Source organism: Burkholderia sp. AU33423 (assembly GCF_002223135.1).
Lineage (GTDB): Bacteria > Pseudomonadota > Gammaproteobacteria > Burkholderiales > Burkholderiaceae > Burkholderia > Burkholderia lata_D.
In genome coordinates this window covers 1,107,493-1,129,634 of the sequence record NZ_NKFH01000007.1, presented here as the reverse complement: position 1 = coordinate 1,129,634, position 22,142 = coordinate 1,107,493, and the positions used below count along the sequence as shown (strand labels likewise).

Sequence of the window (22,142 nt, the reverse complement as noted above, 5' to 3'; positions counted from 1 at the left end):
GACGGCATCGCGGGTCGTTTTGCATGCGGGGGAAGGAAAACGTGCGGCAGAGACGGCGCGTCAGCGCCGCCGGCCGCTCAACCGCGCGGGTTCGACGCCGTCTCGAAGGTCGGATGGCACTCGAACGCGAGTTCGGAGCGCGCGCCGACACGGCTGCCGCCGGTCAGCGATTCCTGCTTCATGCTCGCGCGCATGCCGCGCTGCGTGCAGTAGTTGGTGGCTTCGTCGACGGCCTTCGTATGGGCATCGGCCCACGTCGTCGACACACCGACCGTGCGCGTCGTCACCGTATAGACGTTCGGGTTCGACGTCGCGGTCACGTCGGAAGCGGTCGAACACGCGGCGAGCAAGCATGCAGCAGCCGCGACGGTCAACCATCGCAAGGTTCGAAAGGAAACTGGAGTAGGCATGGGGGGCAAGCGCGCGCCGTTCGACGCGCATTGAGCAACATAGGCGACAGTATGCCTGCTCGATCGCCGGAGATCATGCCCCTTTCAGTGAACACATTGTTTCGAATGGTTAAACGATGATGAAAATGGGGCAATATTTCCGCCCCGTTTCCGGGCCAGATCACGCCAGCGGGTAGTTTTGCCCGATCGCCGGTTGCCCGTCGCCCGTCGCCCGCCTCCCGCAGCCCGCAGCCCGTTGCCTCGCGGCCGATCAGTGCGCGGCTGCCTGCCGGATCCTTGCCGACGCTTCCTCGAGGTTCCGCCACGCCGGCTGCCCCGGCGCGTAGCGCGCGCGGATATATGCGGCGAGTTCGGCCATCTGCCGGTCGTCGAATGCGTCGCCGAAGCCCGGCATGTAGCCGAGTTCGCCGGTGGCCGGCTGGTCGATCCCGTGATGCAGCACGCGCAGCAGGTTGTCCGGCGCGGCCTGGCTGACGCTCGTGTTGAGCCCCATCAGCGGGCGTACGCCGAAATGCCCGACGCCGCCCGATTCCGCATGACAGACCGCACACGCGGCGTCGAACGCACGGCGACCGTTCTCGAGGCCGAGCGTCGCGACGGTTTCCGCGCCGCGCGCCTGCCGGGCGGCCGCGTCGGCGGCGGCCGCTGCGTCGACGGGCGGCGACAGCGACGCGAGATAGTGCGCGATCGCCTGGACATCGGCCTCCGGCAGCGACGCGAGCCCCGCGACGACGGGCGCCATCGGCCCGGCCGCGACGCCATGCTGCGCGGAGAAGCCCGTACGCAGGTAATCGAACAGCGCGCCTTCGGTCCACGGCACCGGCGAAGCCGGCGACGCGACGAGCGGCGGCGCGACCCAACCCTCCGCTTCGCCGCCCGACAGGTACGCAACACCGCCCTTCTCCGCACCCAGCGCATTGCGCGGCGTATGGCACGCGCCGCAGTGCCCGGCGCCGTCGACCAGATACTTGCCGCGATTCCACGTCGCGGAGCGTGCCGGGTCCGGCGCGAACGGCCGCGCATCGTGAAACAGCCAGTTCCAGCCGGCGACGAGGCGCCGCTGGTTGAGCGGAAACGGCAGCTTCGTCTTCGGCGGCACGTGCTTCACCGGCGGCTGCGACATCAGGTATGCATAGAGCGCGAGCAGATCAGGCTCGCTCAGCTTCGCGAACGCCGTGTACGGGAATGCCGGGTACAGGTGCGTGCCGTCGCGCGAGATGCCTTCGCGCATCGCGCGCGCGAACGCCGGATACGACCACGTGCCGATGCCGGTTTCCGGATCGGGCGTGAGGTTCGTCGTGTAGATCGTGCCGAACGGCGTATCGAGTGCGAGGCCACCCGCGTTGGTCGCGCCGCCGGGCGCCGTGTGGCACACCGCGCAATCGCCGGCGAGGGCAACCAGGCGGCCGCGCGCGAGCGTCGCCGCGCTCCACATCGCGCCGTCCGCGCCGCCGGGCGCAACGGGTGCGATCGACGCGGGGCCCGGCAGGATCGCGCAGGCCAGGCCGATCAGCCCGCCGACCACCCCGCCCACGCCGCCGCCTGCCAGCCAGCGGCGCCAGCGCGATGCGCGACGCGGGTCGCTGCGCCCCGCTTCCACGGAATCGGTCGGCACCGGTCGCGCGAGCGCCGCGCGAATGCGCTCGGCGTCGAACGGCGGTGCGCGAAACCGCACGCCCGTCGCGTCGTACAGTGCGTTCGCGATCGCCGCCGCCGCGGGCGCCGCCGCCTGCTCGATCCGGCGCGCGTCGTGCCGAGAAAGCTCGCCGTGCGCGCGATGAGCGGTGTCGTCGAACGCAATCAGTTCATGCGCGATCGCATCCGGCTGCGCGCCCATGCCGGTTTCGTCGTGCGCGGGCCGCGCGGACAGGCGCGCGCCCATCACGCGCGAAATCGCCGCCTCGATCTGCCATGCGGGCAAGCCGGCCATCGACGCGTCGCCCGGTTCGCCGGCACCCTGCCCGGCCACGACGCGCCGCACCGCGACGTCGCCCGTCGCGCGGTCGACGTCGAGATCGACGACCCATGCGGACCAGCGCGCATCGCCGTCGCCTGTCGCGTCGGCGTCCGGCGGTGTGTTGCCGGACGGTGCCACGGCGCCATCGAAAGCGAAGCCACGCCCGCTCAGGCGCGCATGGGCACCCGGGTCGACCGCGGCCGGTGCGCCCCATGCCGCACGCTCGCTGACCATCCGGATGATCTCGCGTGGCCCGGCGTCCCGCGCCGCATCGAGATGCTGCAGGCGCAACGCAACCGGATCGCGCCGCAACGCGCTCGCGAGTTCGTCGACGAACGATTCGCGCGCGAACACGTGCGCGTGTCCGGGAATCGTGTGACCGGCATCGGCGAGTTCGATCGACGTCTGCGCGTGCCGGTAGACGAACGGTTCGGTCGGGCCGGTATCCGCGCGTTCGGTCTTCGCATCGTGCGGCGCGTGACGATCGTCCGGGGCCGCCTGCGCGCGATAGCGCCAGGTCGTCATCCGCCCGTCGGCCGCAGTCCGCGTTTCGACGTCGAACGATACCTGCGCGTCTGCATGCGCGTCGCCGATTGGCCAGGTATAGCGCGCGCGGTGTGCGCGCAATGCATCGGCGCCGGCTTCATCGCGCGGCTCGGGGCCCGTCACGCGCTCCGGTGCAACGGGCAAGCCCGTGTCAGGCTTCATCGCCGCCTCGCACGTAGCGGGCCGCGCGATGCACGGCCCGGATGATCTCCAGGTGCGTGCCGCAGCGGCAAAGATTGAAGCGCAACGCATCGCGGATCGCCGCGTCGTCCGGCGACGGATTGCGGTCGAGCAGCGCCTTCGTGCTCATGATCATCCCGTTCAGGCAATAGCCGCACTGCGCGGCCTGCTCGTCGATGAACGCGCGCTGGATCGGATGCGGCGCGTCGTGCGACCCGAGCCCTTCCAGCGTCGTGACGTCGCGCCCGCTCGCGGCGGCAGCCGGCACGACGCACGAACGCGTGGCCTGCCCGTCGACCAGCACCGTGCATGCGCCGCACTGCCCGAGCCCGCAGCCGTACTTCGGGCCGTTGAGCGCGCAGTCGTTGCGCAGGACCAGCAGCAGCGGCGCGTCGGGCGCGGCCTCGACGAAGGTATGCGGCGTGCCGTTCACGCGAAACGCCAGCGGCCGCGACGGAGAAGCGGGATGGGACATGAATGGATCCGGAATGCGGCGCGCGGGCCGGGGGCGACCGGCTGCAGGCACTGCCGCCGGTGTGCGCCCGCCGGCGCGCGCCTGACATATAACACGCCGAAAAACACGCGTACCGGCGCAGCGGCGCTCGCGACGGCGAAGCGCCGGCCGGCGCGGGCACCGCGTACGCGTCAGGCCACGGCCGCGACGCTGTTGCGCGACGGCGAGACGAGCGGCACGTCGAACACGTCGTAGCCGAACACCCACGACGGATCCTCGTTCGTGCGCAGCCATGTGTTGTTGTGCGACACGAGCTGCACCTTCGACGCACGCGCCGCGCGATTCGCCTCGTACAGCGCGAATGCGCCCGCGTAGTCGCCGACGCCGACTTCATCGAGGCAGCGCGCGAGCATCGCGGCATCCTCGATCGCCATCGCCGCGCCCTGCGCCATGTGCGGCTTCATCGGATGGCATGCGTCGCCGAGCAGCACGAGGCGGCCACGGCTCCACAACGGCAGCGGATCGCGCTCGAGCAACGGCCACTTGGTGATCGACGGCGACACGTCGATCAGGTGCTGGATGTCGGCATGGAAACCCGCGAACGCCTCGCGCATTTCGTCGCGGCTGCTATCGACCATCGACACGCCTTCGGGCCATTCGGCCTGCGGCACGCCGGTCACGTAGTAATACTCGTCACGCTTCTCGGTCACGTAGTAGACCATCATGTGGCGATCCTCCGACCACCACTTCACGCACATGTCGTACGGCTTGTTGCCGAGCAGCGACGCCGGGAACACCGCGCGGTGCGCGACGTAGCCCGTGTAGCGCGGCGGTTCCGCACCGAGCAGGTGCTCGCGGATCCGCGAATTCACGCCGTCCGCGCCGATCACGATGTCGGCGGTCTCGACGCTGCCGTCGGTGAACGTCAGGCGTACCGCGTCGCCGGTGTCCTCCACCGCCGTGAGCCGCTTGCCGAAGCGGATCGTGCCGGACGTCACCGCCTGCGTCATCAATGCATGGAAATCGCCGCGATGCACGGTCAGGTAGCTCGCGCCGTAGGCCTTGCGCGCGTAGTCGCCGAGCGGGATCTGCGCAAGCACGTCGGCCGTCTGCCAGTCGCGGCTGTACCAGCAATCCGGATGCGAACCCATCGTCTCCAGTGCGTCCTCGCAGCCGATGCGCCGCATGATCTTCATCACGTTCGGGCCGAGGTGGATACCCGCGCCGAGGCGCGAGAACGCCGGCGCCTGCTCGTACAGCGCGACGTCGTAGCCGCCGCGCTGGAGCAGCGCCGCGGCGGCCGTGCCGCCGAGACCGGCGCCGATGATTGAGATACGGGGTGTGCTCATGCGGATCTCCTGATCGTGGGCCCGTCGCCGAACGCGGCGCGAGAACGGGCGGATTGAATGGCGTTTATGTAGCGTACACACTCAATTTATTCAGGACAAGCGGATTGTCGTCGGCAGCAGCGACATTCGGGAAAACACCAATAAAACCCCAAATATCCGCGCCATCGCGCGATGGTCGCCCGATAGACGCCATTTTTATTCATTGTCATTTTCAAATGTACACACTAGACTTTGCTCGACATCCGGCGATCCCGCACCCGCGTGCCGCCCTCCCCTTACCGACACGGAGCCTCCCGTCATGAGCAAGACCTACCGCATCGGCCAGATCGTGCCGAGTTCCAACACGACGATGGAAACCGAGATTCCCGCGATGCTGCGGCTGCGTGAAGCGATCCGCCCCGAGCGCTTCACGTATCACTCGAGCCGGATGCGGATGAAGAAGGTCGTCAAGGAAGAACTCGCGGCGATGGACGCCGAATCCGACCGCTGCGCGGTGGAACTGAGCGATGCGCGCGTCGACGTGCTCGGCTACGCGTGCCTGGTCGCGATCATGGCGATGGGGCACGGCTATCACCGCGTGTCGCAGGCGCGCCTGACGAAGCACACGGCGGACAACGGCGCGCAGGCGCCGGTGCTGACGAGTGCGGGCGCGCTCGTCGACGCACTGAAGGTGATCGGCGCGAAGCGGATCGTCGTCGTCGCGCCGTACATGCTGCCGCTGACCGAACTCGTGGTCGACTACATCCGCAACGAAGGCTTTGACGTGCTCGCGTACCGCGCGCTGGAGATCCCCGACAACCTCGACGTCGGCCGCCACGATCCGGCGCGCCTGCCCGACATCGTGAAGACGCTGCCGTACCAGGACGCCGATGCGATCGTGCTGTCCGCCTGCGTGCAGATGCCGTCGCTGCCGGCCGTCGCGAAGGTCGAGGCGATGACGGGCAAGCCCGTGATCACGGCCGCGATCGCGACGACCTACGCGATGCTGCGCGAACTCGACCTCGAGCCGATCGTGCCCGGCGCCGGCGCGCTGCTGTCCGGCGCGTACTGAGCGCGCCCCTTCCGACGGAGTCCCTTCATGCCCTCGACTTTCCTGTATGGCGCGAACATCCGCGCGAACGGCATCCGCCAGCACTACCTGCGCTACGGCGGCGCGACCGGCGCGCGCGCTTCGCGCCCGGCGATCGTGCTGATTCCCGGCATCACGAGCCCCGCGATCACGTGGGGTTTCGTCGGCGAAGTATTCGGCGCGGCGTTCGATACCTACGTGCTCGACGTGCGCGGCCGCGGGCTGTCGGACGCGTCGCCGTCGCTCGACTACAGCCTCGACGCACAGGCCGACGACATCGCGGCCCTCGTCGCCGCGCTCGGCCTGCCGCGCACCAGCCTCGTCGGCCATTCGATGGGCGCGCGGATCGCCGCGCGCGCCGCGCGGCGCGGCATCCACGGGCTCGAATCGGTCGTGCTCGTCGATCCGCCCGTGTCGGGCCCGAACCGCCGCGACTATCCGGGCAAGCTGCCGTGGTACATCGACTCGATGGCGCTCGCGCGCGCCGGCACCGACGCCGAAGGCATGCGCGCGTTCTGCCCGACCTGGACCGACGCCGAACTGCAGTTGCGCGCCGAATGGCTGCATACCTGCGACGAGCGCGCGGTGCGCGCGTCGTACGAAGGCTTTCACACCGACGATTTCCACGCGGACGCCGCGAAACTGGCCGTGCCGTCGCTGCTGATCACGGCCGAACGCGGCGACGTGGTGCGCGACGACGATGTCGCCGAACTGCAGCGCGCGACGCCGTCGATGCGGCACGTGCGCGTGCCCGACGCCGGCCACATGATTCCGTGGGACAACGCATCGGGTTTCTACGCGGCGTTCGGCGACTTCCTCGGCGCGCCGCTCGCGGCCTGATCGCGCGGCGCCCGCCCCTTTCCTTCACGCCTTTACCGGAGCCGACGATGCCAGTCAGCGATTTCCAACTGATCGACGCGTGGAAGCAGGTCCTCACGCTGTCGCGCCTCGAACCGGGCCAGACCGTCACGATCCTGACGAGCGCGGCCACCCATCCGCAGACGCTGTCGTGCGCGCTGATCGCGACGCAAACGATGGGCGCGATCGTCAACCGCCTCGACCTGCCGCCGGTGAACGGCGACAAGGCATTCAGCCGCGACCCGCTCGCGTATCTCGGTACGACGCCGCTGACCGGCAACAAGGCCGCGATCGCCGCGCTGCGCGAGAGCGACCTCGTGCTCGACCTGATGACGCTGCTGTTCTCGCCCGAGCAGCACGACATCCTGAAGTCCGGCACGAAGATCCTGCTCGCGGTCGAGCCGCCCGAAGTGCTCGTGCGGATGGTGCCGACGCTGGCCGACCGCACGCGCGTGCTCGCCGCGGCGAAACGGATCGCCGCCGCCCGCGAGATGCGCGTGACGTCGGCGGCCGGCACCGCGCTCGTGTGCCCGCTCGGCGAGTTCCCGCCGACGGCCGAATACGGCTTCGTCGACGCGCCGGGCCGCTGGGACCACTGGCCGAGCGGCTTCGCGCTGACCTACCCGAACGACCGCACCGCGCGCGGCACGATCGTGATCGACCGCGGCGACATCCTGCTGCCGCAGAAGCACTACGTGCGCGAACCGATCGCGCTGACCGTCGAAGGCGGCTATGCGACGCGCATCGAAGGCGGCGTCGACGCCGATCTGCTGCGCGACTACATGGAGACCTTCGCCGACCCGGAAGGCTATGCGATCTCGCATATCGGCTGGGGGCTGCAGCCGCGTGCGCGCTGGTCGACGCTCGGGCTGTACGACCGGGAGGCGACGATCGGGATGGACGCGCGTGCGTTCGAGGGCAACTTCCTGTTCTCGCTCGGCCCGAACAACGAAGGCGGTGGCAACCGCACGACCACCTGCCACATCGACATCCCGCTGCGCCGCTGCACGGTCGAACTCGACGGCGCGACCGTCGTGCGCGACGGCCGCGTGACCGACCAACCCGCCTGACCGACGAGCACCCCACACCATGAACGATCTTTCCCGTCACGCCGAAGCGAACGTCTATCGCCAGCAGGGTTTCGGCACGCCGCTGCCGCCGCACGGCAACCTCGGCCTGCTGATCGTCGATTTCGTGGTCGGCTTCGCCGATCCCGCGACGTTCGGCGGCGGCAACATCGCGCCGGCGATCGCGCGCACGACGCGTGCGCTCGCGCTCGCGCGCGAACGCGGCTGGCCGGTCGCGCACAGCCGCATTGTGTATGCGGACGACGGCAGCGACGACAACGTGTTCTCGCTGAAGGTGCCCGGCATGGCGACGCTGACCGAGCACCATCCGAACAGCGCGATCGTGCCCGAACTCACGCCCGCGCCGGGCGAACTCGTCGTGCGCAAGACCGTGCCGTCGGCGTTCTTCGGCACGCAGCTGGCGCCGTGGCTCGCGCAGCGCGCGGTGCAGACACTGCTCGTCGCGGGGGCCGTGACGAGCGGCTGCGTGCGCGCGAGCGTCGTCGACGCGATGTCGCACGGGTTCCGCCCGCTCGTGCTCGCCGACTGTGTCGGCGATCGCGCGATCGCCCCGCACGACGCGAACCTGTTCGACATGCAGCAGAAATACGCGGCCGTGATGCCGCTCGACGACGCGATCGCGGCCATCGATGCGGTGCAGGCGCGCGCACGCTGAATCGTCGCGGCGGGCCCGCGGCGTGACCGGCCGACGCCCGCCCGCGCGATTGACGCTGCGCTTTTGGCGACCTAGATTGGGGACGCGCGCGCTCGCGACGGCCACCGTCATGGCGCTCGACACACACCGCGAACAGGACGCCCGGGCCACCCGCCGCCTCGCTCCGCGTACGCCGCATCGGGCCGCGCGCCGCCGCTCCCTCGACAGGACCCTTCATCCGTGAACCGCTCCGAACTGCTCGCGCGCAACGGCTGCCTGACCGTCATCCGGCCGCCCGCGCCGCCCGTCAAGCCGGCGCCCGGCCAGCCGGGCAGCCTGTCGTCCTACGTGCCGGCGCTGCCGGAAGTGTTCGTCGCAATTCTCGACGATGGCCGCATCCTCGCGTTCAACGGCCACGTCGATCTCGGCACCGGCATCCGCACGTCGCTCGCGCAGATCGTCGCCGAGGAACTCGATGTGCCGGCCGCGCGCGTGACGATGGTGCTCGGCGACACGGCCGCGACACCGAACCAGGGCCCGACCATCGCGAGCGCGACGATCCAGATTTCCGCGACGCCGCTGCGCTGCGCGGCCGCGCAGGCGCGTCACACACTGCTGGCGCTCGCCGCCGAGCGATTCGGCGTCGATGCGGAACGGCTGGCCGTCGACGATGGAACGATTTCGTTCGATGGACAAGCGATCACGTTCGCCGCGCTCGTCGCCGCGCACCGGATCGCGCTGACGCTGGACCTGAACACCCGCACGAAAGATCCCGCGCGCTACCGGATCGTCGGCAAATCGTCGCCGCGCGTCGACCTGCCCGCGAAGGCAACCGGCCAGCTCACGTTCGTGCACGACATGCGCGTGCCGGGCATGCTGCACGGCCGTGTCGTGCGGCCGCCCTATGCGGGGCATGACAGCGGTTCGTTCGTCGGTGATGCGCTGATCGACGTCGATCGCGCATCGGTGGCCGACGTGCCGGGGCCCGTGGCCGTCGTCGCGATCGGCGATTTCGTCGGCGTGGTGGCCGAGCGTGAGGAACACGCGATACGCGCGGCGCGCCAGCTGCGCGTGACGTGGCGCCCGCTCCCCGCGCTGCCGCCGCTCGACGAACCGGCTGCCGCGATCGCCGCCGCGCCGGCCAAGCGCCGCGTGCTGCTCGACGAAGGCGACGTCGACGCGGCGCGTGCGCAGCCCGACACGACCACGCTGTCGCGCACCTATGCGTGGCCGTTCCAGATACACGGCTCGATCGGCCCGTCATGCGCGCTCGCCGACTATCGCGAGCCGGGCAACGGCCGGATCACCGTGTGGTCCGGCACGCAGAATCCCGTGTCGCTGCGTTACGACCTCGCGACGCTCGTCGCGCGCGACGAAGCCGATTTCGACGTGGTGCGGATGGAGGCGGCCGGCTGCTACGGCCGCAACGGTGCGGACGACGTGTGCGGCGACGCGCTGCTGCTGTCGCGCGCGGTCGGCCGCCCGGTGCGCGTGCAGCTGTCGCGCGCGGACGAGCATCTGTGGGAACCGAAAGGCGCGGGCCAGCTGATGCAGGTGACCGGCACCGTCACGCGCGACGGCCGCCTGCTCGGCTACGATTTCACGACACGCTACCCGTCGAACGACGCGCCGTTGCTCGCGGCGCTGCTGACCGGCACGATCGCGCCCGAGCCGCGCGTGTTCGAGATGGGCGACCGCACGGCCGTGTCGCCTTACGCGAGCCCGCATCGCCGCTTCGTCTGCGAGGATCTTGCCCCGCTCGTGCGTGCGTCGTGGCTGCGCGGCGTGTCGGCATTGCCGAACTCGTTCGCGCACGATGCGTTCGTCGACGAATGCGCGGCGCTGACCGGCGTCGACCCGCTTGCGTTCCGGCTGCGTCATCTGCAGGACACGCGCGCGACCGAACTGCTGCAGGCCGTGGCCGATCGCGCGGGCTGGACGCCACGCGTGCGGCGCACGCCGCATGAACCCGAGCCGTCGCGGCTGGTGCGCGGCCGCGGGATCGCCTATGCGCGCTACGTGCACAGCCGCTTCCCCGGCTTTGGCGCGGCGTGGTCGGCATGGGTCGTCGACCTGAGCGTCGATCGCGTGTCGGGTGAGATCCGCATCGAACGCGTCACGGTCGGCCAGGACACGGGCACGATGATCAACCCCGATGGCGTGCGCCACCAGATCCACGGCAACGTGATCCAGGTATTGAGCCGCACGCTGAAGGAGCGCGTGCGCTTCGCCGACGGCAAGGTCGCGTCGCGCGAATGGGCGAGCTATCCGATCCTGACCTTCGCGGAAGTGCCGGAAGTCGATGTCGTGCTGATGCCGAGGCAAGGCGAGCCGCCGCTCGGCGCGGGAGAATCGGCGTCGGTGCCGGGCCCGGCCGCCGTCGCAAACGCGTTGTTCGATGCGACCGGTGTGCGGTTCTACGCGCCGCCGTTTACACCGGAGACGGTCCGGGCCGCGTTACGCGACGCAGGCCGGTTGATGACGGCCGATGGGACTGGCGTGCAGATGGCGACCGGCACGGCTTAGAAGCCGCGGGCTGCGTCGCAGGGTCGAATCGAACGACCGGACGGGTGCGCCCCCCTCCGCGAGCGACACGCATCACGCGTCGCCGTCTTCTTCCATCATCTTGCGCAGCAGGAACTGCAACGCGACCCGCTCGCCCGGATTGAGCGCGCCATACGTGCGCTCCGTCACCTGCCGCGCGAACGGCACCGTGCGATCGATCAGCGCGAGACCAGTCGCGGTTGCGCGCACGATCAGCTTGCGGCCGTCGTTCGGATCGGGCAGCACCTCGATCAGCGCGCGCGCTTTCAGCCGGTCGACCACGCCGCGAATCGTCGCCTGGTCGATCGCGGTCGCCTTGACGATGTCGTTCAGCGAGCACCCCTGGCGCTCCTTGACCGCACACAGCGTGACGAACTGCGCGGCCGTGAGATCCGAATCGGGGATCGCTTCCTGGAAGATCGACACGTGCCGCTGATACGCGCGGCGCAGCAGGTGCCCGACCTGGTCGTGAAAGTCGTAGGAATCCTTGGAAGACGCCATGAAAGTGCAGGCCCGTGCCACGTGTAATGGAAAGACATGCAGTGTACACCCTCAATTCGACCCGACCGGCAGCCGGGTTGCTGCTTCGTTGCGGTGCATCAGTATTCGACGTACCCGGCGCGCAGCGCGGCCGACGATCGCCCGGCGGCTACGCCTTACCCACCTGGAAGGTCGCCGAAACGGCAAGCCATGCACGTTCGACCCTACTGCCGCGCACGTGCTTGCGCACCTCGGTCGACTTTCGTGCACACACTTCACTTTTAAGCGCATACGCACGAATTTTGTGCATGCCATCCCTTCTCCATTCCCGCTTTCAACGTGCAGACGAATCCATCAAAATCCTCGTTAAACACGCGGCTTTTCTCACGAAAACATTTGCCTCCATGCGGCCGGAATCGTGCCTGTGTGATTCGGTATTTTCTAGTGTGTACGCTATTTAATTGCCGTGATATACAGACTCCAGTGCGCAGCGGAACGTCCGCTCGCGTCGATCGGCCACCCATTCATCCGTCACATTCGAACAGGGGCAATCCCATGTCTACCGCACACCCGAGCGCCGCCGTTTCCCCCGACGACGCGCCGCACGGCAATCTCTATCGCAAGGTCACGCTGCGCCTGATTACCCTCTTCTGCCTGTGCTACTTCGCGGCCTATCTCGACCGCATCAACATCGGGCTCGCGAAACTCCAGATGCTCGACGCGCTGAAGTTCAGCGATACGGTGTACGGGCTCGGCGCCGGCCTGTTCTTCGCCGGCTACATCCTGTTCGAAGTCCCGAGCAACCTGGTGCTGCAACGCGTCGGCGCAAAGCTTTGGATCGCGCGGATCATGATCACGTGGGGCCTGCTGTCGGGTGCGACGATGTTCGTGCACACGCCGATGCAGTTCTACGTCGTGCGCTTCCTGCTCGGCGCGGCCGAGGCCGGCTTCCTGCCCGGCGTGCTGCTGTACCTGACGCAGTGGTATCCCGATGCGCGCCGCGCGCGGATCGTCGCACTGTTCATGGTCGGACTGCCGTTGTCGAGCATGATCGGCAGCCCGATCTCCGGCTGGATCATGCGCGCGTTCGACGGCACGCACGGGCTCGGCGGCTGGCAGTGGCTGTTCCTGCTCGAAGCGCTGCCGTCGGTGCTGCTCGGCTTCGCGGTGCTGCGCTGGCTGCCCAACAGCATCGAATCCGCACAGTGGCTGAACGCCGACGAGAAGCACGCGTTGCGCGCGAACCTCGACGCCGATCCGTCCGGCAACAAGAGCCATGCGCTCGGCAAGGCGTTCTCCGATCCGAAGGTATGGGCGCTCGGCCTGATCGACCTGTGCGTGCTGCTCGGCCTCTATGCGGTGAGCTTCTGGCTGCCGACGATCCTGCGCGACACGGGTGTCAAGGATGCGTATCACATCGGCTGGCTGATGGTGATCCCGAATGCCGCGGCCGTGCTCGCCACGCTGTACTGCGGCGCCAGTTCCGATCGCGCGCGCGAACGCCGCTGGCATATCGTCGTACCGTTCATGGTGTCGGCTGTCGCGCTGGCGATCGCGGCATCGTCGCCGCACGGCACGTTCGGCACGGTGCTGCTGTTCTCGCTGATCAACGCGGGCGCGGCCGCCGCCATGCCGGTCGTCTGGGCCTTGCCTTCGACGTTCCTGAAGGGCTCGGCCGCCGCCGGCGGGATCGCGTTCGCGTGCTCGATCGCCAACCTCGGCGGGTTCGGCAGCACTTACTTCATCGGCTGGCTGCGCGACACGTTCCATTCGCAAAGCGCGGGGCTGTACGGTTTCGCCGCGTGCATGGTGGTCGGCTGCGCCCTCGCGCTCGCCTATCCGGCCCGGCTCGTGAACCGCTGACACAGCGCGTCGCCCGCGCGACGCGGTCATTTTTACAACCGCGCCGAGCGCGCGGCCCGCCCCACGCCTCCCCATCTCACCCCGCGCACGCCGCCCCGCCGGCGCGTGCGCGCCGCCCGCCCCCCGCTTTCCGCCTCCTTCCCGCCGCCCTTCGCCGCGCAGGCACATCGCTTGCGCCATGCACGCGCCCGCCGATCCGGCGGACGGCATCCTTCACTCAACCGGCGCTGCGCACCGCGCGACCCTTCGCGCGGCGATCCCGCATCGCAAGCAGGTTCCCTGAACGAGAGGACAACATGAAATCAATACGAACGCTGGTCGCCTTGTGCTCGGTCGTTTCCGTGCTCGCAGCGTGTGGCGGCGACGGCAACGACGTCGGCACCGTGCTCGGCATCTCGAAGCCGCAGGCGCGCTTCATCAACGCGGTGCCGGCCGGGCCGAACCTCGACTACTACCTGAACGCGAAGCTCGACCAGGGCGGTATCGCGTACAAGGGTGTGACGCGTTATCACGACGTCGACTCGGGCACGCAGAACGCGAGCTATGACGTCTCCGGCACGACGACGACCATTGCCGCGCAATCGTTCAGCGCGGCAAACGGCCATCATTACACGACGATCGCACTGCCGAGCACGACGTCGCTGATCTCCGTGATCGACGATCCGTACGACAAGGGCCTGCTGTCGGACAAGGCGCGCGTGCGCAGCTTCAACGCGTCGCCGAATGCGCAGAACGTCGACATGTACATCGTCCCGCCCGGCACCGACATCACGACGCAAAGCCCGACGCTCGCGGGCGCGGCCTACCAGAACGCAGTGCCGGCAACGACGCAGGATTCGATCTACCTGAACGGCGGCAGCTACCAGGTGATCGTCACGACCGCCGGCAGCAAGACGCCGATCCTCAAGACCGCGCCGGTCACCATCAACAACAACGCCGACTGGCTGCTGCTGACGATCCCGTCGGGCGGGATCGGCGACGTGACGCCGAACGATATCCACGTGCTGGTTGCGCAGGGCAACGACGCCGATACGTCCGCGCAGGAACTCGGTCCGCAATAAGGACCGCCGATGATTGCGGCGGGCGGCGCGATCGTGCCGCCCGCCGCACCTTTCCCGTCCTGCCGTCAGTCGGTCCGCTCCAGGACGATCACATGCTCGGCGCGGGTACTGTCGCCGTGCTCGATGTCGACATCGCCGACATGGCGTACGCGCCAGCCCGGCCGCGTCGCGATCTGCGGCATGTTGCCGGACGGACGGCTCTCGATCCCGCCGAGCCCGTCGTCGGGCGTATCGACCGCTTCGTCGAGCGACGCGTTCGAATAAATCACGTTGTCGTGCCACTTCGACGCGCCCGCGGCGGCTTCCATGCCCTTGCCGTCGACGTCGACCGTGTTGTCGGTCATCGCCATGTTCGCGTTGTCGAGCGTCGGGATCCGGGCGGCCGCTCGCCGCACGGGGTCGTCGCTGTCGGGCGCCTGCGTGCCGCGCTCGATCGGCGGCAGGCCGGTCGGCATTTTCCCGGCAATCTTCTCGGGTGTCAGCGGACGCTGCGCGACCTGCGCCGCCTGGGTCGCCGCGTCGGGCATGTCGCCGGCCGCCGGCGTCTTCACCGGGCTTTTCTCGATCTGTTCCCGCTGCTTTTCAGGGGTAGGGTTCGATTCCGCGTTCTGCATTGCACCTCCTTGTCCGGCCGGCGCGTGCCGGCATCAGGGCTGCCGCCGCCGTTCCGGGAATCGCTACAACGGTCCTTGCAAAACTTTCATGTGCGCGGCCCGGCGCGCACGTCACCGGGCGCACGTGCCAGGCCGGCACGGCGCCTTTCCTGCGGACGGCGCACCCGCGCGCAGCCGGCGCGACGTCCGCCCCACGCGTCAGCCGCGCGTCAGCCGCCGCTCGCGCCGCCCGGCGCGGAAGCCGCGCCCGGCATGCTCGCGCCGCTGCCGGCCGCCCCGCTGCTCGGCATACCCGACGGTGCGGTGGACGGTGCGGCCGACATGCCGCCCGGTGCGCTCGATTCCGAGCTTGCGCCGCCGTTGTCGCTCTTCTTCTGGCAGCCCGCGCCAGCCGCCAGGCCCGCAATCAGGATGCCGGCGAAGACGGCTCGCGATACATGACGAAGTGAATATCGCTGCATGACACCTCCGCTGATGTCGATGTGGATGGAGCCCGCAGGCGCGCAATTCGCGTGCCACACCCGGCCGCCGCGGCCGCCCGCTTCCATTCATTTTTCAAATGACGGCCAACTGAATATTTAATTTCCCATCGCGTTGCCCGCCTTCCATACTCGCGAACAAATCCGAGACATAACGTCCACCGCGGCCGGGCCGGCGCAGCGTTCCCACGTTGCCGGCCATGCGCCCCGCACATGGAAGGAGACAACGGCGTGCAACTGGAAGCCACCCACCGCCCGGGCATCGTGCTCGGCGCGGACGACGCATCGCATCGCACCGATTCGACCGCGCGCGACCCCGCGCTGAGTCCGCGGCTGCACAACCCCGACCTCGCGCCGACCAAGGCCGAGGGCCGGACGTGGGGCCGCTACAGCATCTTCGCGCTGTGGACCAACGACGTGCACAACATCGCGAACTACTCGTTCGCGATCGGGCTGTTCGCACTCGGCCTGTCGGGCTGGCAGATGCTCGCATCGCTCGCGATCGGCGCGGTGCTCGTCTACGCCTTCATGAACCTCACCGGCTACATGGGCCAGAAGACCGGCGTGCCGTTCCCGGTGATCAGCCGGATGAGCTTCGGCATCTACGGCGCGCTGCTGCCCGCGATGATCCGCGCGGTGATCGCGATCGCATGGTTCGGAATCCAGACCTATCTCGCGTCGGTCGTGCTGCGCGTGCTGCTCACCGCGATCTGGCCGGGCCTCGCCGCGTTCGACCAGAACGCGATCTTCGGGCTGTCGACGCTCGGTTGGGTCACGTTCGTCGCGATCTGGCTCGTGCAGATCGGCATCCTCACGTACGGGATGGAAATGGTCCGCAAGTACGAGGGGCTCGCCGGCCCGGTCATCCTCGTCACGACGCTGTCGCTCGCCGCGTGGATGTTCAGCCGCACCGGCGGCCATCTCGCGATGTCGATCGGCAAGCCGCTGACCGGCTTCCGGATGTGGACGGAGATCTTCGCGGGCGGCTCGCTGTGGCTCGCGATCTACGGCACGCTGGTGCTCAACTTCTGCGATTTCGCCCGTTCGTCGCCGAGCGCGAAGACGGTGCGCGTGGGCAACTTCTGGGGCCTGCCGGTCAACATCCTCGTGTTCGCGACGATCAGCTTCGTGCTCGCCGGCGCGCAGTTCAAGCTGAACGGCCACATCATCCACAGCCCGACGGAAATCATCGCGACGGTGCCGGACAAGCTGTTCCTCGTGCTCGGCTGCCTCGCCTTCCTGATCGTGACGGTGGCCGTGAACATCATGGCGAACTTCGTCGCGCCGGCCTTCGTGCTGACGAGCCTCGCGCCGCACCGCCTGTCGTTCCGCCGCGCGGGCCTGATCAGCGCGACGGTCGCCGTGCTGATCCTGCCGTGGAACCTGTACAACAGCCCGATCGTGATCGTCTACTTCCTGTCCGGCCTCGGCGCGCTGCTCGGCCCGCTGTACGGGATCATCACGGTCGACTACTGGCTCGTGCGCAAGCAGCGCGTGAACGTGCCCGACCTCTATACCGAAGCGCCGACCGGCGCCTACTTCTACACGCGCGGCGTGAACCGCAAGGCGCTCGCGGCGCTCGTGCCGTCCGCGCTGATCTCGATCACGCTCGCCGTCGTGCCGGCCTTCAGCGCGATGACGCCGTTCTCGTGGCTGCTCGGCGCGGCCATCGCGGGCAGCGTGTACTGGCTGCTGGCCGATCGCAACCGGCACTACGAGGAGCGCTCGGGCGAACCCATCGCGGTCGCCTGCGCCCAACACTGAAACACCTGCATACGGAGTCGCAATGAGGATCCTGGTAGTCAACGTCAACACGACCGAGTCGATCACCGACGCGATCGCCGCGCAGGCGCAGGCCGCCGCGTCGCCGGGCACGGAGATCGTCGGGCTGACGCCGCGCTTCGGCGCGGAGTCGATCGAAGGCAACTTCGAGAGCTACCTCGCGGCGATCGCCGTGATGGATCGCGTGCTGCACTATGACGAGCCGTACGACGCGGTGATCCAGGCCGGCTACGGCGAACACGGCCGCGAAGGCCTGCAGGAACTGCTGACGGTGCCCGTCGTCGACATCACCGAAGCGGCCGCCAGCATCGCGATGCTGCTCGGCCATCGCTACTCGGTCGTCACGACGCTCGACCGCACGGTGCCGCTGATCGAGGATCGCCTGAAGCTCGCCGGGCTCGACGCGCGCTGCGCGTCGGTGCGCGCCAGCGGCCTCGCGGTGCTCGAACTCGAGGAGAACCCGGCCCGCGCGATCGAGTCGATCGTCGGCCAGGCGCAGCGCGCGGTGAAGGACGATCACGCGGAAGTGATCTGCCTCGGCTGCGGCGGGATGGCCGGCCTCGACCGGCAGATCGAGGAATGCACGGGCGTGCCGGTCGTCGACGGCGTCTCGGCCGCGGTCGCGCTCGCCGAGTCGCTGGTGCACCTGAAGCTGAAGACGTCGAAAGTCCGCACGTACGCGCCGCCGCGCCCGAAGCGGATCGTCGGCTGGCCGGGCACCTTCGCACAATGACGCGGCGCCGGCCCGCTGCTGCGTCGCACGCGCGCATCGGGTCGCCGGGAGGCACATCGGCATGCGGGACCCACTAGACCCGAACACCCTGCCCCGCGGCACGTCCGACGCAACGGACGCGCTCGACGTGCTCGATGCGCGGCTGATGCGCATCCTGCTCGTGCTGCTGACCGAGCGCACCGTGTCGCGTGCGGCCGTGCGCCTGAACATGTCGCAGCCGGCCACCAGCGCCGCGCTCAAGCGCCTGCGCACGCTGCTCGGCGATCCGCTGCTGGTGCGCAGCCGCTACGGGATGGTGCCCACCGAGTTCGGCGCGCGGCTGATCGAACCGCTGCGCAACGCGCTGCGCGTGATCGACTTCATCCGCATCCAGCAGCCGAGGTTCGATGCGCGCACGTCGGTGCGCACCTACCGGATCGGCTGCCCCGACTACCTGAACGTGCTGTTCGTGCCGAAGCTCGTCGCGCTGTTCCGCGAACGCGCGCCGGACGCGCAACTCGTGTTCCATCCGCTCGGCGACGGCTTCGACGACGAACGCGCCCTGGCCGACGGCGAGCTCGACGTCGTGATCGACAATCGCCCGGCGCGCTCGTCGCGGTTCCGGCAGGACGACCTGTTCGACGATCGCGTCGTGTGCCTGATGCGCGCGACCCATCCGCTCGCGCGGCACGGCACGATGACGGCGGCCGAGTTTGCCGACGCGCCGCAGCTGTGCCCAACACCGTCATGGCTCGAAGCGTCCGGCGCGATCGACAGGCAACTCGAACGCGTGGGCCTGCAGCGGCGGATCGTCGTCACGCTGCCGCACTTCGAACTCGCCGCGCATGCGCTCGTGCGCACCGACATGCTGCTGACCACCACGTACCGGCTCGCGCGGCACTATGCGAAGCTGCTGCCGCTCGCCGCCGTCGCGCTGCCGGCCGAACCGCCGGACATCGTGTACCGGATGACCTGGAACGAATCGGGGGCATGCGCCGAGGGCGTGCGCTGGCTGCGCGGGCTGATCGCGGAAGCGACGCGTGCGTGGCTCGATGCGGAGGCCAGGTTGCCGGCGGTTGCGGCGGTGGCAGTCTCGGCGGTGGCGGCCGGCGCAGTCGCGGACGCGGACGCGGACGCGCGGAACAGTACGCCAGCCGAGGCCGATACGCCCGAGCCCACACGACGCACGCGCCGCAGGCAGTCAACGCATTGCCATGCGTCGCATCCGCGGCGCGTCGCCCATGCGGCACGCATCCACCGCCTCGCGACGAAGTCGCATTGACCGGCGCGATCGACAGGCGCGACAACGGGCCGATCCGGCGATACGCCGATACGCCGATACGCCGATACGCCGATACGCCGATACGCCGATACGCAGCTCAGGCTACGTTGACAAGCACCACGGCAAAACAACCGCTCGCGTGCCGCCCCGTGCATCACGCACCGTCGCGCATCGGTTGCGCAAGCAACTTGCAGGCAACGACGGCGGCGACCAGCGCAAGCATGCCGCTCACAATCAGCGCATCGGCGAACCCGCTCGCGAACGCGACGGGCGCGGCCTGCGCGAGCGCACCGGCGGCAGACGGCGGCACACGCTCGAGCGCCCGCGCCAGGTCGCCGGCCAGCAGGCTCGACATGAACTGTGCATCGGCGAATGCGCGCAGGCCGGGCGCGGCGGACAACAGCCGGTCGAGCCGCGCATGCGTGCTCGCCGCCAGCACCGCGCCGAGCACGCCGACGGCCGTCACGATCGCCGAGAAGCGCGTCGTCGTGCTGATGCCCGATGCCATGCCGGTGCGGTTCGGCGGCACGCACGCCATGATCGCCTTCTGCGTGTCGCCGTTCATGATGCCCGCGCCGCAGCCCGTCACGAACATGCCGAGCGCGACGAGCCGGTAGTCGCTGCTGGCCGTCAGCGCCGCGGTCGCGAGGTTGCCCGCGCCGATCAGCGCGAGCCCGCCCGCCAGCACGCCGCCGGACGACACGCGCGCGGCCAGCGCCGCGCCGAGCGACGGCCCGGCGATCATCGCGAACGCGAACGGCAACATCCCGAGCCCCGCATCGATCGCCGACATTCCGAACGCGTTCTGCAGGTACAGCGGCAGGAACGTCATCATCACCTGCGCGCACGCCGCATAGCCGAACATCGCGAGCACGGCGCCGACGAAGCGCGGCTGACGGAACAGCGCGAGATCGATCATCGGCCGCGCCTGCCAGCGCTCCGCGCCGATGAATGCCGCGAACAGCGCGGCGGCCAGCGCGAGCCGCCCGAGCGTCGCGGCCGACAGCCAGCCGTGCGACGGTGCGCCGATCAGCGCCGCGATCGCGCACGCGAGCGCCGCGCCGAACAGCAGGCTGCCGGCCGCGTCCACGCGCTTCGCGTGCGGATCGCGCGATTCGTCGATCGCGACACGCGCACCGGCCGCAAGCAGCAGGCAGACGGGCAGGTTCAGCAGGAACACCCAGCGCCAGCCGATCCATTGCGTGATCGCGCCGCCGACGAGCGGCGCGATGGCTGTCGCGATCCCCATGCACATGCCCCAGATCGCCCACGCGCGCGCCCGTTCGCGCCCCTCCGGAAAGCGGTTCGCGATCACGGCGAGCGCAGCCGTCAGCAGCAGCGCGGCGCCGCCGCCCTTCACCGCCCGCGCCGCGATCAGCCAGCCGGCCGTCGGCGCGACGCCGCAGCCGAGCGACGCGAGAAAGAACAGCGCGAGCCCCGTGAAGAGCATCCGCTTGCGCCCGAAGCGGTCGGCGAGCCCGCCAGCCGGCAGCAGGCAAGCGGCGAACGCGGTCATGTACGCGCTCACGACCCATTCGATATCGGCAAAGCTCGCGTGGAAACTGCGCGCGATGCTCGGCAGCGACACGGCGACGACGTTCGTGTCGAGCACGATCAGCGAGCAGGTCGCGGACGCGACGGCGAGCGTCGCGGCGGCGGGCAGGCGGGCGCCCGTGCGCGGGGCGGCAGCCACGCCTGCGCGCGACGCCGGTGAAGGCTGGGACATCGGTTACTCCGGAACAGGATCGACGAGCCGTATGCTAGGCTTGGCCCGTATTGCCTGTCATTGACACGCCGATGCTGTTTTATTGACGAAAATTGCAATCATGGACCGGCTCGAATTTCGCCACGTGCGCGCGTTCCTGAGCGTCGCGCAGCACCTGCACTTCGCCCGTGCGGCCGAAGCGCTCGACATGGCGCCGCCCGCGCTCACGCGGCAGATCCAGGAGGCCGAACGCGTGCTCGGCGTGCGCCTCTTTCACCGGTCGCGCCGCGCCGTCACGCTGAGCGCGGCCGGCGAGGCCTATCTCGCCGAGGCCAGCGCCGCGGTCGAGCACCTGCAGCGCGGCCGCGAACTCGCTGCCCTGGCCGAGCGCGGCGAACTCGGCCGGATCGAGATCGGCTACGTGTCGTCGGCCGTTTATTCGGGCACGCTGCAGCGCACCGTCGGCGCGTTTCGTGACGCGCACCCGCGCATCGAACTGAACCTGCGCGAAGTGCCGATGGACGACGTCGCGAACCAGCTCGACACGGGCCGGCTCGACCTCGCATACGTGCGCCCGCCGCTGCCACTGCCCGGCGGCCTGCGGATCGTCACGCTGCAGCGCGACGTGTTCGTCGCCGCCGTGCCGGCCGGGTCGCGCTATGCGTCGATGTCGGCCATTCGCGCGGCCGACCTCGCCGACGCGCGCTTCGCGGTGCCCGAACAAGAGCGCGGCACGCTCGAAGTCGCGCGCCGCGGCCGCTTCGCCCCGCTGATCGCCGCCCGCCCGGGCGGCTTGCTCGCGGTGCTCGCGTGCGTGTCCGTGAACGGCTGGGTTGCGGTGATTCCCGATGCGCTCGCCGGCTGCGTGTCGCTGCCGGGCGTCGTGTACCGGCCGATCGCCGGCAAGCCGATCACGTCGGAACTGGCGCTCGCGCACCGGCGCTTCGAAAAGGCGCCGGCGGTACGCGCGTTCCTGCGGACGGTTCCGTCGGCCGCGTAAGCCCCGCCTGAAGCCCGCATGCGGCGATGGCGGCCATCCCGGCCGTCGCCGCGCGAATATGCATTGCACGATTCG

At 69.5% G+C, this 22,142-nt stretch carries 19 protein-coding genes; 11 read left to right on the top strand and 8 right to left on the bottom strand.

Annotation, left to right across the window (positions count from 1 at the left end):
- Window positions 1–77 precede the first annotated feature (77 nt).
- From CFB50_RS23715 to CFB50_RS23700, 4 genes are all read right to left on the bottom strand, one after another.
- Window positions 78–410: a hypothetical protein gene (locus tag CFB50_RS23715; protein WP_069251226.1), complete on the bottom strand. Its 333-nt coding sequence runs from the start codon at window positions 408–410 to the stop codon at window positions 78–80.
- Between the two features lie 250 nt (window positions 411–660).
- Window positions 661–3,075, bottom strand: a complete 2,415-nt coding sequence (locus tag CFB50_RS23710; RefSeq protein ID WP_069251225.1) for a c-type cytochrome — start codon at window positions 3,073–3,075, stop codon at window positions 661–663.
- Window positions 3,065–3,568: a (2Fe-2S)-binding protein gene (locus CFB50_RS23705; RefSeq protein WP_069251224.1), complete on the bottom strand. Its 504-nt coding sequence runs from the start codon at window positions 3,566–3,568 to the stop codon at window positions 3,065–3,067. Before CFB50_RS23705 ends, CFB50_RS23710 begins: the two co-directional genes overlap by 11 nt.
- Window positions 3,569–3,738: 170 nt before the next feature.
- Window positions 3,739–4,896 (bottom strand): FAD-dependent monooxygenase, encoded by a 1,158-nt coding sequence (locus tag CFB50_RS23700; RefSeq protein WP_069251223.1) that lies wholly within the window; start codon window positions 4,894–4,896, stop codon window positions 3,739–3,741.
- A gap of 298 nt (window positions 4,897–5,194) precedes the next feature.
- Between CFB50_RS23700 and CFB50_RS23695 the strand changes: the two genes are divergently transcribed.
- The 5 genes from CFB50_RS23695 to CFB50_RS23675 all read left to right on the top strand — a co-directional run bounded on the left by CFB50_RS23695 (window position 5,195) and on the right by CFB50_RS23675 (window position 11,071).
- A complete protein-coding gene (locus CFB50_RS23695; protein WP_060212471.1) occupies window positions 5,195–5,947 on the top strand; it encodes a maleate cis-trans isomerase family protein in 753 nt (250 codons plus the stop codon).
- A 27-nt stretch (window positions 5,948–5,974) separates the two neighbouring features.
- Entirely contained in the window at window positions 5,975–6,805 is an 831-nt protein-coding gene (locus CFB50_RS23690) for an alpha/beta fold hydrolase (protein ID WP_069251222.1), read from the top strand.
- Window positions 6,806–6,852: 47 nt separating this feature from the next.
- Window positions 6,853–7,893, top strand: a complete 1,041-nt coding sequence (locus CFB50_RS23685; RefSeq protein WP_069251221.1) for a 2,5-dihydroxypyridine 5,6-dioxygenase — start codon at window positions 6,853–6,855, stop codon at window positions 7,891–7,893.
- Window positions 7,894–7,912: 19 nt separating this feature from the next.
- Entirely contained in the window at window positions 7,913–8,566 is a 654-nt protein-coding gene (locus CFB50_RS23680) for an isochorismatase family protein (protein ID WP_059792094.1), read from the top strand.
- A gap of 219 nt (window positions 8,567–8,785) precedes the next feature.
- Window positions 8,786–11,071 carry a xanthine dehydrogenase family protein molybdopterin-binding subunit gene (locus CFB50_RS23675; protein WP_069251220.1) on the top strand — a complete coding sequence of 762 codons (2,286 nt, stop codon included), beginning with the start codon at window positions 8,786–8,788 and terminating at the stop codon, window positions 11,069–11,071.
- A 72-nt stretch (window positions 11,072–11,143) separates the two neighbouring features.
- Here CFB50_RS23675 and CFB50_RS23670 read toward each other — a convergent pair whose 3' ends face one another.
- A complete protein-coding gene (locus CFB50_RS23670; protein ID WP_046549825.1) occupies window positions 11,144–11,590 on the bottom strand; it encodes a MarR family winged helix-turn-helix transcriptional regulator in 447 nt (148 codons plus the stop codon).
- Window positions 11,591–12,124: 534 nt separating this feature from the next.
- On the opposite strand from CFB50_RS23670, the gene CFB50_RS23665 reads away from it, so the two are divergent.
- Together CFB50_RS23665 and CFB50_RS23660 are read left to right on the top strand one after the other, a co-directional pair.
- Window positions 12,125–13,432, top strand: a complete 1,308-nt coding sequence (locus CFB50_RS23665; RefSeq protein ID WP_089447432.1) for an MFS transporter — start codon at window positions 12,125–12,127, stop codon at window positions 13,430–13,432.
- A gap of 296 nt (window positions 13,433–13,728) precedes the next feature.
- Complete coding sequence (locus CFB50_RS23660) at window positions 13,729–14,493, top strand: DUF4397 domain-containing protein (RefSeq protein WP_069251218.1); 765 nt, start codon at window positions 13,729–13,731, stop codon at window positions 14,491–14,493.
- A gap of 65 nt (window positions 14,494–14,558) precedes the next feature.
- On the opposite strand, the gene CFB50_RS23655 is transcribed toward CFB50_RS23660, so the two are convergent.
- Window positions 14,559–15,107, bottom strand: a complete 549-nt coding sequence (locus tag CFB50_RS23655) for a DUF3005 domain-containing protein (RefSeq protein WP_069251217.1) — start codon at window positions 15,105–15,107, stop codon at window positions 14,559–14,561.
- Window positions 15,108–15,316: 209 nt separating this feature from the next.
- Window positions 15,317–15,568 (bottom strand): hypothetical protein, encoded by a 252-nt coding sequence (locus tag CFB50_RS39605; RefSeq protein ID WP_069252892.1) that lies wholly within the window; start codon window positions 15,566–15,568, stop codon window positions 15,317–15,319.
- Window positions 15,569–15,799: 231 nt separating this feature from the next.
- Between CFB50_RS39605 and CFB50_RS23640 the strand changes: the two genes are divergently transcribed.
- The 3 genes from CFB50_RS23640 (at window position 15,800) to CFB50_RS23630 (ending at window position 19,362) form a co-directional block, all read left to right on the top strand.
- The gene (locus CFB50_RS23640; protein WP_069251216.1) at window positions 15,800–17,350 is read left to right on the top strand and encodes an NCS1 family nucleobase:cation symporter-1; all 1,551 of its coding nucleotides are present in this window, start codon (window positions 15,800–15,802) and stop codon (window positions 17,348–17,350) included.
- Between the two features lie 22 nt (window positions 17,351–17,372).
- Entirely contained in the window at window positions 17,373–18,101 is a 729-nt protein-coding gene (locus CFB50_RS23635; protein ID WP_069251215.1) for an aspartate/glutamate racemase family protein, read from the top strand.
- Between the two features lie 61 nt (window positions 18,102–18,162).
- Complete coding sequence (locus CFB50_RS23630; protein ID WP_069251214.1) at window positions 18,163–19,362, top strand: LysR family transcriptional regulator; 1,200 nt, start codon at window positions 18,163–18,165, stop codon at window positions 19,360–19,362.
- 154 nt (window positions 19,363–19,516) lie between these two features.
- On the opposite strand, the gene CFB50_RS23625 is transcribed toward CFB50_RS23630, so the two are convergent.
- A complete protein-coding gene (locus CFB50_RS23625; protein ID WP_069251213.1) occupies window positions 19,517–21,088 on the bottom strand; it encodes an MFS transporter in 1,572 nt (523 codons plus the stop codon).
- Between the two features lie 100 nt (window positions 21,089–21,188).
- Here CFB50_RS23625 and CFB50_RS23620 point away from each other — a divergent pair, with 100 nt between their 5' ends.
- Entirely contained in the window at window positions 21,189–22,067 is an 879-nt protein-coding gene (locus CFB50_RS23620) for a LysR family transcriptional regulator (protein ID WP_069251212.1), read from the top strand.
- The last annotated feature ends 75 nt before the right edge of the window (window positions 22,068–22,142 follow it).

Excerpts from the sequence above, each read along its gene's own strand:
- CFB50_RS23715 (WP_069251226.1), bottom strand. The coding sequence starts at position 410 with ATGCCTACTCCAGTTTCCTTTCGAACCTTGCGATGGTTGACCGTCGCG.
- CFB50_RS23710 (WP_069251225.1), bottom strand. The coding sequence starts at position 3,075 with ATGAAGCCTGACACGGGCTTGCCCGTTGCACCGGAGCGCGTGACGGGC.
- CFB50_RS23705 (WP_069251224.1), bottom strand. The coding sequence starts at position 3,568 with ATGTCCCATCCCGCTTCTCCGTCGCGGCCGCTGGCGTTTCGCGTGAAC.
- CFB50_RS23700 (WP_069251223.1), bottom strand. The coding sequence starts at position 4,896 with ATGAGCACACCCCGTATCTCAATCATCGGCGCCGGTCTCGGCGGCACG.
- CFB50_RS23695 (WP_060212471.1), top strand. The coding sequence starts at position 5,195 with ATGAGCAAGACCTACCGCATCGGCCAGATCGTGCCGAGTTCCAACACG.
- CFB50_RS23690 (WP_069251222.1), top strand. The coding sequence starts at position 5,975 with ATGCCCTCGACTTTCCTGTATGGCGCGAACATCCGCGCGAACGGCATC.
- CFB50_RS23685 (WP_069251221.1), top strand. The coding sequence starts at position 6,853 with ATGCCAGTCAGCGATTTCCAACTGATCGACGCGTGGAAGCAGGTCCTC.
- CFB50_RS23680 (WP_059792094.1), top strand. The coding sequence starts at position 7,913 with ATGAACGATCTTTCCCGTCACGCCGAAGCGAACGTCTATCGCCAGCAG.
- CFB50_RS23670 (WP_046549825.1), bottom strand. The coding sequence starts at position 11,590 with ATGGCGTCTTCCAAGGATTCCTACGACTTTCACGACCAGGTCGGGCAC.
- CFB50_RS23665 (WP_089447432.1), top strand. The coding sequence starts at position 12,125 with ATGTCTACCGCACACCCGAGCGCCGCCGTTTCCCCCGACGACGCGCCG.
- CFB50_RS23660 (WP_069251218.1), top strand. The coding sequence starts at position 13,729 with ATGAAATCAATACGAACGCTGGTCGCCTTGTGCTCGGTCGTTTCCGTG.
- CFB50_RS23655 (WP_069251217.1), bottom strand. The coding sequence starts at position 15,107 with ATGCAGAACGCGGAATCGAACCCTACCCCTGAAAAGCAGCGGGAACAG.
- CFB50_RS39605 (WP_069252892.1), bottom strand. The coding sequence starts at position 15,568 with ATGCAGCGATATTCACTTCGTCATGTATCGCGAGCCGTCTTCGCCGGC.
- CFB50_RS23640 (WP_069251216.1), top strand. The coding sequence starts at position 15,800 with ATGGAAGGAGACAACGGCGTGCAACTGGAAGCCACCCACCGCCCGGGC.
- CFB50_RS23635 (WP_069251215.1), top strand. The coding sequence starts at position 17,373 with ATGAGGATCCTGGTAGTCAACGTCAACACGACCGAGTCGATCACCGAC.
- CFB50_RS23630 (WP_069251214.1), top strand. The coding sequence starts at position 18,163 with ATGCGGGACCCACTAGACCCGAACACCCTGCCCCGCGGCACGTCCGAC.
- CFB50_RS23625 (WP_069251213.1), bottom strand. The coding sequence starts at position 21,088 with ATGTCCCAGCCTTCACCGGCGTCGCGCGCAGGCGTGGCTGCCGCCCCG.
- CFB50_RS23620 (WP_069251212.1), top strand. The coding sequence starts at position 21,189 with ATGGACCGGCTCGAATTTCGCCACGTGCGCGCGTTCCTGAGCGTCGCG.